Source organism: Collimonas sp. OK242 (assembly GCF_900107095.1).
In the GTDB taxonomy this organism is placed as follows: domain Bacteria; phylum Pseudomonadota; class Gammaproteobacteria; order Burkholderiales; family Burkholderiaceae_D; genus Collimonas.
This window is the reverse complement of sequence record NZ_FNOR01000039.1, coordinates 1-9,102: the sequence shown is the minus strand read 5'-3', so window position 1 is coordinate 9,102 and position 9,102 is coordinate 1. Positions and strand designations below refer to the sequence as shown.

The 9,102-nt window shown below is 55.4% G+C and carries 8 protein-coding genes and 2 pseudogenes; 7 read left to right on the top strand and 3 right to left on the bottom strand.

What is annotated here, in order from left to right; all coding sequences use genetic code 11:
* Positions 1-312 precede the first annotated feature (312 nt).
* Entirely contained in the window at positions 313-483 is a 171-nt protein-coding gene (locus BLV81_RS24030) for a hypothetical protein (protein ID WP_176992943.1), read from the top strand.
* A gap of 233 nt (positions 484-716) precedes the next feature.
* Here BLV81_RS24030 and BLV81_RS23155 read toward each other — a convergent pair whose 3' ends face one another.
* On the bottom strand, positions 717-1,670 hold the full coding sequence (locus BLV81_RS23155) for a LysR family transcriptional regulator (protein WP_092360247.1): 954 nt from the start codon (positions 1,668-1,670) through the stop codon (positions 717-719).
* Between the two features lie 306 nt (positions 1,671-1,976).
* Here BLV81_RS23155 and BLV81_RS23150 point away from each other — a divergent pair.
* From BLV81_RS23150 to BLV81_RS23130, 6 genes and pseudogenes are all read left to right on the top strand, one after another.
* Positions 1,977-2,130, top strand: a pseudogene (locus BLV81_RS23150) (NAD(P)(+) transhydrogenase (Re/Si-specific) subunit alpha); the annotation flags it as partial.
* A 135-nt stretch (positions 2,131-2,265) separates the two neighbouring features.
* Complete coding sequence (locus BLV81_RS23810; protein ID WP_143036442.1) at positions 2,266-2,478, top strand: hypothetical protein; 213 nt, start codon at positions 2,266-2,268, stop codon at positions 2,476-2,478.
* 46 nt (positions 2,479-2,524) lie between these two features.
* Positions 2,525-3,772: a formyl-CoA transferase gene (gene frc, locus BLV81_RS23145; protein WP_092360246.1), complete on the top strand. Its 1,248-nt coding sequence runs from the start codon at positions 2,525-2,527 to the stop codon at positions 3,770-3,772.
* A 49-nt stretch (positions 3,773-3,821) separates the two neighbouring features.
* Entirely contained in the window at positions 3,822-6,707 is a 2,886-nt protein-coding gene (gene ppc, locus BLV81_RS23140) for a phosphoenolpyruvate carboxylase (RefSeq protein WP_092360245.1), read from the top strand.
* Positions 6,708-6,778: 71 nt separating this feature from the next.
* Positions 6,779-6,973 (top strand): tautomerase family protein, encoded by a 195-nt coding sequence (locus tag BLV81_RS23135; RefSeq protein WP_092360244.1) that lies wholly within the window; start codon positions 6,779-6,781, stop codon positions 6,971-6,973.
* Between the two features lie 22 nt (positions 6,974-6,995).
* A pseudogene (locus BLV81_RS23130) lies at positions 6,996-7,652 on the top strand (histone deacetylase family protein); the annotation flags it as partial.
* A gap of 194 nt (positions 7,653-7,846) precedes the next feature.
* On the opposite strand, the gene BLV81_RS23125 reads toward BLV81_RS23130, so the two are convergent.
* The gene (locus tag BLV81_RS23125) at positions 7,847-8,026 is read right to left on the bottom strand and encodes a hypothetical protein (RefSeq protein WP_092360242.1); all 180 of its coding nucleotides are present in this window, start codon (positions 8,024-8,026) and stop codon (positions 7,847-7,849) included.
* A gap of 319 nt (positions 8,027-8,345) precedes the next feature.
* On the bottom strand, positions 8,346-8,954 hold the full coding sequence (locus tag BLV81_RS23120; RefSeq protein WP_092360241.1) for a Crp/Fnr family transcriptional regulator: 609 nt from the start codon (positions 8,952-8,954) through the stop codon (positions 8,346-8,348).
* Positions 8,955-9,102 lie beyond the last annotated feature (148 nt).

The following is a 9,102-nucleotide window of genomic DNA, read 5'->3' as shown; positions in this document are numbered from 1 at the left end:
CGTTTTTCATAATGAAATCTTCTTCTCCGTTTCAAGTGAACCCATCATAGCGAGCCGCCCATGCGCCACTCATTGACCGCGGTCAATTTTCGACGTATTTGGTAAAGCCATCCTGGTGTGGTTTTGAAAGACCTGAACGCGTGTGAAATCACGGCGCTGCCGCCGCAAGCAGCGTAAGAGTAATGTCAGTGCCGGACGCCATTCACAAACGCTATATCACGTATCAGATACCATGATTAGACATCGCTGGCTCAGCACTCCTATACTTTTTTTAAGGAAAAATTTAATTTCATTTAATGAGGAGTGCACACCATGTCTACATTGACCACAAATGCTTCAATCAGAACGAATAGGAATAAAGCGCCTTTGACTTTAAGTGTGGCTTCACTCATTGCTGTGCTGTTTGCAGTCAATGTACGTGAATCGCTCGATGCAGCAACCGCTGGCGATAAATCGGACGCCGCCTTTACGTGGGGAATGTAGTAACTGCCGATTGGTAGCGTTCGCCGCAGGAAAGAGGATCGGAGTGACCATCTGATTCACCCGGGGCCTTTTACTAGATTCGGATTAGGGTCTGATATGAACCCAAGTAACGGTTGTGGCATGGGCCGCCCGGAGCTTGGGAGGCTTACCCGAGGCGGCGTAAATGGAAAAAACCGTCATCCTCGCTGAATTGATGTTGTCACGTGCTACGGCATTCTCAACAATGCACCGGATTATTTCCGGGTTTTCGCGCGCTTTTCCGGCTGCGGATCAAGTCCGACGATCTGTTGAATCAACGCCGCGCCGTCGCTCATCAGAAATTTCTTGAAGGCTTCCGCTACCGGCGGCAAGCGCTTGTTTTTGCGATGGACGACATACCAGTTCAGCATCAGCGGAAAATCCTGCACGTCGAGAACCACCAGGCTTCCCGCCTGCACTTCCAGACCGATAGTGTGGGCTGACAGAAAGCTGATTCCCATGCCTGCAATGACCGCTTGTTTAATGGTTTCTGTGCTTTTGATTTCCATTGCAATGTTGATGTGATCGAGATTGGCGCCAAAGCCTTCTTCCATCGAATGCCAGGTGTCCGACCCTTTTTCCCGCACCACAAACTGTTCGCGCATCAGAACGCTCATCGGGATGCGCTTTTTCTGCGCGAGAGGATGGCTGGGTGCAGCCACGATGACATAGGGGTGAGGGGCAAAGGCCTCATTGATCGTATCCATGTCGGCCGGCGGACGTACCATGATTGCCAGATCGGTCATGTTTTCCGCGAGCTGGTCCAGCAGTTCCTCGCGATTATGGACCGTAAAGTTGAGCGTGACGCCTTCATGGCATCTGGCAAATTCAACCAAAAGCCGCGGAAAAAAATAATCGCCGGCGCTAATCACGGCGACGTTCAACTTGCCTCCCGAGACACCCTTGAACTGTGCCATCGCTTCCTCGGCCGACTGGAACTGCTGGATGATCACGCGACTGTAACCCAGCAACTCAGCGCCGGCCGGTGTCAGATAAATCTTTTTACCTAACTGCTCGAACAAGGATAGCCCGGCATGGTCCTCAAGTTTCTTGACTTGGGTCGATACTGCAGGCTGCGTCAGATGCAATTCCTCTGCGGCGCGTGAAAAGCTTGAGAGGCGGGCTACCGTTTCAAACACTTTTAGTTGGCGGAGCGTGGCGTTTTTCATTTTCGGGGCCGTCGCATATATAAGTAATAAGTAATCATTATAATTAAAAACTTTAACTATCACTGATAGTTCTTTGAAGTTACGATGTGTCTTAGCCCAGACAAGCGCGGGCTATTCAGGCTTTCAAAAATGATGGCAGTGCATGCGTAGGGCAATCGATGAACAGCGCGGGTTTCACCCACCCGACAACATCAACTGAGCTGTCATTTATTCCGGAATTTTCGGTAGCTCCCCTCGAGGTCGCGTGCAGATACGGGGTGGCAGCGACCATGCCCGAAGCAAAAATGAATATCCGGGAAAAATATAATGCTAATCGGTATTACGCTGGAAACGCGGCCGGGAGAAATCCGGGTCGCGGCGACTCCGGAGATGGTAAAAAAGCTGGTGGCAGCCAAACACCAGGTTTTGGTGCAGTCCGGCGCCGGCATTTTATCCAGTATTACCGATGAAGCCTACGCAACTGCGCGCACGTATCTGGCCGTTGCTCGCATCCCGAAAATAAGCCCTGTGATATACCGGACCTTTCCGCTCGAGCAGGCGGCCCAGGCTCATGCGCTGATGGGCATATCGGGAAAATCATGCTTACGATTTAGGCATGCTGTTCGGAACTGAAGGCTGGTTGAAAAAAGACAGAAAAATCAACGGACTGCTTGATAAATCTGCCACGGTTTCAAGGTGTGCAAAAATGAAGATTACTTCGCAAAATGGGATGAAAATTGACCGTGGTCAATGCCGCTCTGCCAGCCCGGTCGCTATGATGGCGACATCCGAGACGACACTGCGCCCAAGCGCACGTCCCCAAGCCTGATACAAATAATGCATCATAGAGAGATAACGAACTCCAGGAGACAAGCATGAGCAAAGCATTAGATGGTGTCCGTATTCTTGATTTCACGCATGTGCAGTCGGGACCGACCTGTACCCAGCTGCTGGCCTGGTTCGGGGCCGATGTGATCAAGGTCGAACGTGCCGGAGAAGGAGATGCTACACGCGGCCAGCTGCGAGACATCCCCGACGTGGACAGCCTGTACTTCACGATGCTCAACCACAACAAGCGTTCGGTCACTTTGGACACCAAGAAGCCGAAAGGCAAGGAAGTGCTCGAAAAGCTGATCAAGACCTGCGATGTGCTGGTCGAGAACTTTGCGCCAGGCGCGCTGGATCGCATGGGCTTTACCTGGGAGCGCATTCAGGAACTCAATCCGCGCATGATCGTCGCCTCAGTCAAGGGTTTCGGCCCGGGCCCCTACGAGGACTGCAAGGTGTACGAAAACGTCGCGCAATGCGCCGGAGGTTCTGCCTCGACCACCGGCTTCGACGATGGACCGCCGATGGTCACCGGCGCGCAGATCGGCGACAGCGGCACCGGCCTGCATCTTGCGCTGGGGATTATTGCGGCACTCTACCAGCGCAACAGCACCGGACGCGGGCAGAAGGTGCTGGCGGCGATGCAGGACAGCGTGCTCAATCTGTGCCGCGTCAAGCTGCGCGACCAGCAACGGCTGGAACAGACCGGCGTGATGAAGGAGTATCCGCAGTATCCCGACCAGCATTTTGGCGACGCCGTGCCACGCGCCGGAAATGCCTCCGGTGGCGGCCAGCCCGGCTCGATCCTGAAATGCAAAGGCTGGGAGACGGACCCGAATGCCTACATTTATTTCATCACCCAAGGCGCCGTCTGGCCCGCGGTGTGCAAGGTGATAGGAGAGGAAAGCTGGATCACCGACGAGGCTTACGCCACGCCAGCTGCGCGCCTGCTGCACCTCAAGCCGATCTTCGCGCGCATCGAGCAATGGACCATGACCAAGGACAAGTTCGAGGCGATGGATATTCTCAACAAGTACGACATCCCGTGCGGCCCGATTCTATCGATGAAGGAAATCGCCGAGGAGCCGGCGCTGCGCGCAACCGGCACCATCGTCGAGGTGGATCACCCGACGCGCGGCAAGTACCTGACGGTGGGTAATCCGATCAAACTGTCCGACAGCAGCACCGACGTGACGCGCTCGCCGTTGCTGGGTGAGCATACCGAGGAGGTGATGGCGCAACTAGGCTATAGCAAGGATCAGATTGCAGCGTTGCGCGAAGAACATGTGATCTGAGCTGTCGGCAATACCAGCAGATTGCTCATCACGTCGAATTGTCCCCATCATGAAAAATCTCGATCTGCTGGAAAATCAGCTTTCCGCGGCGCCTGCGAGCAAGGGTAAATGCGTGTCAGCGGCAAACGCCGCTGATCAGGATACGCCCTTGAAAGAGGATATCCGCATGTTGGGCCGTCTCCTCGGCGACGTATTGCACGAGCAGGAAGGCGAACCGGTTTTCGCCGTGGTCGAAACCATTCGGCAGACTGCCGTGCGCTTTCGGCGCGAGTCGAACGCACAGGCCGGCGGCGAACTCAACAAATTGCTGAAAAAATTGACGCCTGCACAAACCATTACAGTCGTCCGCGCGTTTTCGTATTTTTCGCATTTATCGAATATTGCGGAAGACCAGCACCATAACCGGCTGCGGCGCGCGGCCTTGCTGACCGGCGAAGCGGCGCAACCGGGGAGCATCGGCCATGCGTTGGCGCAGCTCGATGCTGCCGGCATAGCAAGCGATGCGGTCCGGAGTTTTCTCAAAAATGCCCTGATCTCTCCGGTATTGACCGCCCATCCGACCGAAGTCCAGCGCAAAAGCGTCCTGGATGCCGAGCACGACATCGCGCGTCTGCTGGCCGAGCGCGACTTGCCGTCGACGCCGAACGAACGCAAGCGCAATAGCGCGCTGCTGCAAGCCCGCATCGCAAGTTTGTGGCAGACTCGGCTGCTGCGCTCGTCCAGGCTGGCGGTCGAGGAGGAAATCGATAACGCACTATCCTATTACCGCCAGACCTTCCTGCGTGAACTGCCGGCGCTCTACGAGGACATTGAGGAGGAAATCAGTGCGCGATTTCCGCAACCACCGAAACAACGGATCGTGCATTCCGAACTGCCGCCGTTCTTGCAGATGTCGAGTTGGATAGGCGGCGACCGCGATGGCAATCCAAACGTCAACGCGGCAACAATGCGGCACGCGCTAGCGCGCCAATCGACCACCATCCTCGATTTCTACCTGGAAGAAGTGCACGCGCTCGGCGCCGAATTATCGGTTTCGAGCTTGCTGGTGAATGTCAGTTCGGAGCTGCAGGCCTTGGCCGACATGTCGCCCGACCTGTCAGTCCATCGTGCCGAGGAACCTTATCGACGCGCGCTGATCGGCATCTATGCACGTCTGGCAGCGACTACGCGCGCTTTGGGTAGCAGCATCATCCTGCGCCGGGAAGTCGGTCCCGCGCCGCCGTATGCCTGTGCGGCCGATTTCAACAATGATCTGCAGATATTGGTGAGCTCACTCAAGCTGCATCACGGGACGGCGCTGATCAAACCGCGCCTGGCGATGCTCAAGCGCGCCTCCGAGATATTCGGTTTCCATCTCGCCACGCTGGACATGCGTCAGAGTTCAGACGTGCATGCGCGGGTGCTGGCCGAATTATTTGCCCGCGCCAGGGTGGAACAACACTACGACGCGTTGCCGGAGCGCGGAAAAGTCGCATTGCTGCTGGACGAGCTGTGCAAGCCACGCCTGCTGTATTCGCCTTATCTCAGCTACTCGGACGAGACCAATTCGGAACTGGCGATCCTGCATGCCGCAAGTGAAATGCGCCTGCGCTACGGCGAGCGCGCCATCCGCAACTACATTATTTCGCACACCGAGAGCGTGTCCGATTTGCTTGAAGTGCTGCTGCTGCAACGAGAAACCGGCCTGCTGCGGATCCAGTGGAATGATCAGACCGAACAGTCATCGGATGCGGAAATGAGCTTGATGGCGGTGCCGCTATTCGAGACCATATCTGATCTGCGCTGTGCCGCAAGCATCATGGAAAGTCTGATGGCAATCCCGCAGGTGCGCCGCCTGATCGGCCGGCAAGGCTATGTGCAGGAAGTGATGCTGGGTTACTCGGACTCCAACAAGGATGGCGGTTTTCTCACATCGAATTGGGAATTGTATAAAGCAGAGACGTGTCTGGTCGATGTGTTCGACCGCGCCGGGGTCAAGCTGCGCTTGTTTCACGGGCGCGGCGGCACCGTCGGACGCGGCGGCGGCCCCAGCTATGAAGCGATCCTGGCGCAACCGCCGGGCACCGTCAACGGCCAGATTCGATTGACAGAACAAGGCGAGATCATCGCGTCGAAATTTTCCAATCCGGAAATCGGCCGCCGCAATCTGGAACTGCTGGTCGCCGCCACATTGGAGGCAAGCCTGATTCCGCAAGCCGGCGGAGATCATTGTACGAAAAAGCTGGCGATGTTTGAACAGGTGATGGAAGAATTATCCGAACGTGCCTACCGCGCATACCGCGATCTGGTCTATGAAACGCCGGGCTTCACCGATTATTTTTTTTCCTCCACGCCGATTGCAGAAATCGCCGAACTGAATATCGGCTCACGCCCCGCTTCTCGCAAATCGCTGCGCCGCATCGAAGACCTGCGCGCGATTCCATGGGGATTTTCATGGGGGCAGTGCCGTCTGCTGCTGCCGGGCTGGTATGGTTTCGGTAGCGCGCTGTCATCCTGGTTGCAGGAGGGTGACGCCAAAGAAAAAAAGGAAAAGATCGCGACCTTGCGTGCGATGCTTGGCGATTGGCCATTTTTTGCGACGCTGATTTCAAATATGGAGATGGTGCTGGTCAAAACCGATCTCGCGGTCGCATCGCGCTACGCAGAACTGGTCGCCAGCAGGCCGCTGCGCCAGCGAATATTCCAGCGCATCGCTGACGAGCATGCGGCCACCCTTGCGTGCCTGGCACTGGTCACCGGCGCCAAACAGCCTTTGGCCGGCAACCCGCGACTGGCGCGATCGATACAATACCGCGTTGCTTATCTTGATCCGCTGAATCATTTGCAAGTCGAATTGCTGAAGCGGCATCGGCTGGCCGGAACCGATGAGCGCGTGCATCGCGCAATCCATTTGACCATCAATGGAATTGCGTCCGGCTTGCGCAATACCGGATAGCACCGGTATTTCCCCCTGCATCAATATGGAGCAGTCCGAGATGAAACACCAAGCATCCGCAAAGGAAACCCATGTCCACCATCAATGCGCAATTATTTGAAGAATTATTTGAAGGCCGCAGGTTCGAACAAAAGCGCGCCTTCGTCGTGGCCTTAACCGAGGCGAACGGTGTGAGCGCCGACGGTGGTGCCGAATCGGTGGACATCACTTTTCAGGATGCCGGTTGTGGGAATGGGGCGAGAGCCAGCAAACGGCGGGCGGACTGAACGCCATGACGACTCTGGTCTACTCTCATGCGGCGATACGGTCATGTCGCCCGGCTCATGGGAAGCCGCGATGCGCTGTGTCGGCGCAGCCTGTGCCGGGGTCGACGCGGTGATGGACAGCGCGGCCGACACGGACATACGCAAGGTCTTCTGCATTTTCAATCAGGCCGCGATCGCCGCAGCTTATGCGGTCGATGCCTATCAGCTGGAACGCGTTGCGGTAGTCGATTTCGACGTGCATCATGGAAACGGGACTCAGGCAGCTTTTTATAATCGGCCCGAGCTATTTTATGCGTCCAGCCACCAGGCGCCTTTTTATCCCGGTACCGGCGCCGAATCGGAGACTGGCGTGAGCCAGAATATCGTCAACCTGCCGTTACCCCGCGGCTGCGATTCGGCTCTATTCCGATCCCGGATTCAAGCTGAAATACTGCCGGCGATACGCCGCTTCAATCCCGGGCTCCTGATCATCTCGGCCGGCTTCGATGCCCACCGCCTGGACCCACTGGCTGGATTGAATCTTGAGGATGAGGATTTTTATTGGATTACCGAACAATTAATGCGTATCGCCGATGTGTCGTGCGACGGGCGCATTGTCTCGATTCTGGAGGGGGGATATAGTTTGGATGGCCTCGCGAGCGGGACCGCTGCGCATGTGCGGGCGTTGATGGGAGCGTAGCCTGCTCCTGCCATTCTGGAATGTAGCGGCCTCAGCTTGGACTGATACTGCATTGTGTGGCCCGTCAACATCAGGGCTCGGGGCGGTACTTCTGAGTCAAGTAACGGATTACCTGACTCAACTGCTTGTGACAGAGGATTACACCTTCATCTGTTGCTTATATATCTATGGTGTAATCTTATGGATTGCCTGGCTTACATGCCCCAGGTCAAGGCCGCGTCCGACTTGTCGCCCGAGGTCGCCGCGTCAAGCGATTCGCGCAACTTGACTGCGAACAACACAGCCAGAATTGCGTCAAGCGTAATAAGCTTGCGCCGCGGGGTATTTTGGCCGCCCTTGTTTCCGGTTAGTATTGCTATCGTCGCTGCAAACATGATTCCTACTCCTAGGCAATTAGAATCTCTATATTGCAATGCAATATATCAGCAAATGATGTGCTTTTCCAATCAGGAAATCTCATATCTGATATGGGAGATATGAATACCATTGCGGACCTGGGAAATTTTTACAATCGGGCCGATTCGTCATTCAGAAAGAATCGGAGCCGACAGCCGCAAAGATGGTTGACGTGGTAATCCGGGCTGGCTACAAGATTACGTCGTGTTACGCAAAGTATTGCAGGGACGACCGCGATATTGCCGCTGCAGGGAATTTTGCATTATTGACAGACAGGCATGATTTTCGCTGTGCCCCTCAAATTTTCCCTTGATGCTTCAATCTGGAAAGCGTTTCCGGCGAGATATTCAGATAAGAAGCGAGTTCCTTTTTTGGAATGAGATCAAACAGATCCGCATATTTCCTGCGGAAGCGATGCACCCGCCCCGGCGCATCGAGCAAGTGAAGCGTAATCGTATGCGCCATGATTTCACTCATCAGGCGCATCACTTCATACTCGAACGCCTGTTTGACCGTCGGATGGGTCTCGATGAACGACACCCACTGAGGCAGAGGCAGCTTCACCACACGCGCCTTGGTCACGCACACGATGCTATATGGCGTCGGCGTCTTCAGGCGCCAGGCAGCATAACTGGTCTCCATATCGCGGCTATGCGAAAAACGCAGGATCATCTCCTTGGCCTGCTGGTTGGCCACCACCCGCTTCAAAATGCCATCCAGGACAAAATACTGCTCCATCTCGTGCACACCCTGATGCAGCAGGAAATCGCCTTTCTGGCAGTCCACCACCGTCAAGTGCGGCTCCAGCTCCATGATTTCATGTTCGTTCAAGCCTTTCAAAACCACATTCTGCTTAAGCTGGACGCGGATGACATTGCGTTCGGGATGATGATCGACTGACGACATGGGAAGAGAACGCCGGGAAGAAAGCGACTGGATTGAAGATGGCAAACATAATGCGTCGAAAATTGACCGCGGTCAATGAGTGGCGCATGGGCGGCTCGCTATGATGGGTTCACTTGAAACGGAGAAGAAGATTTCATTATGAAAAACG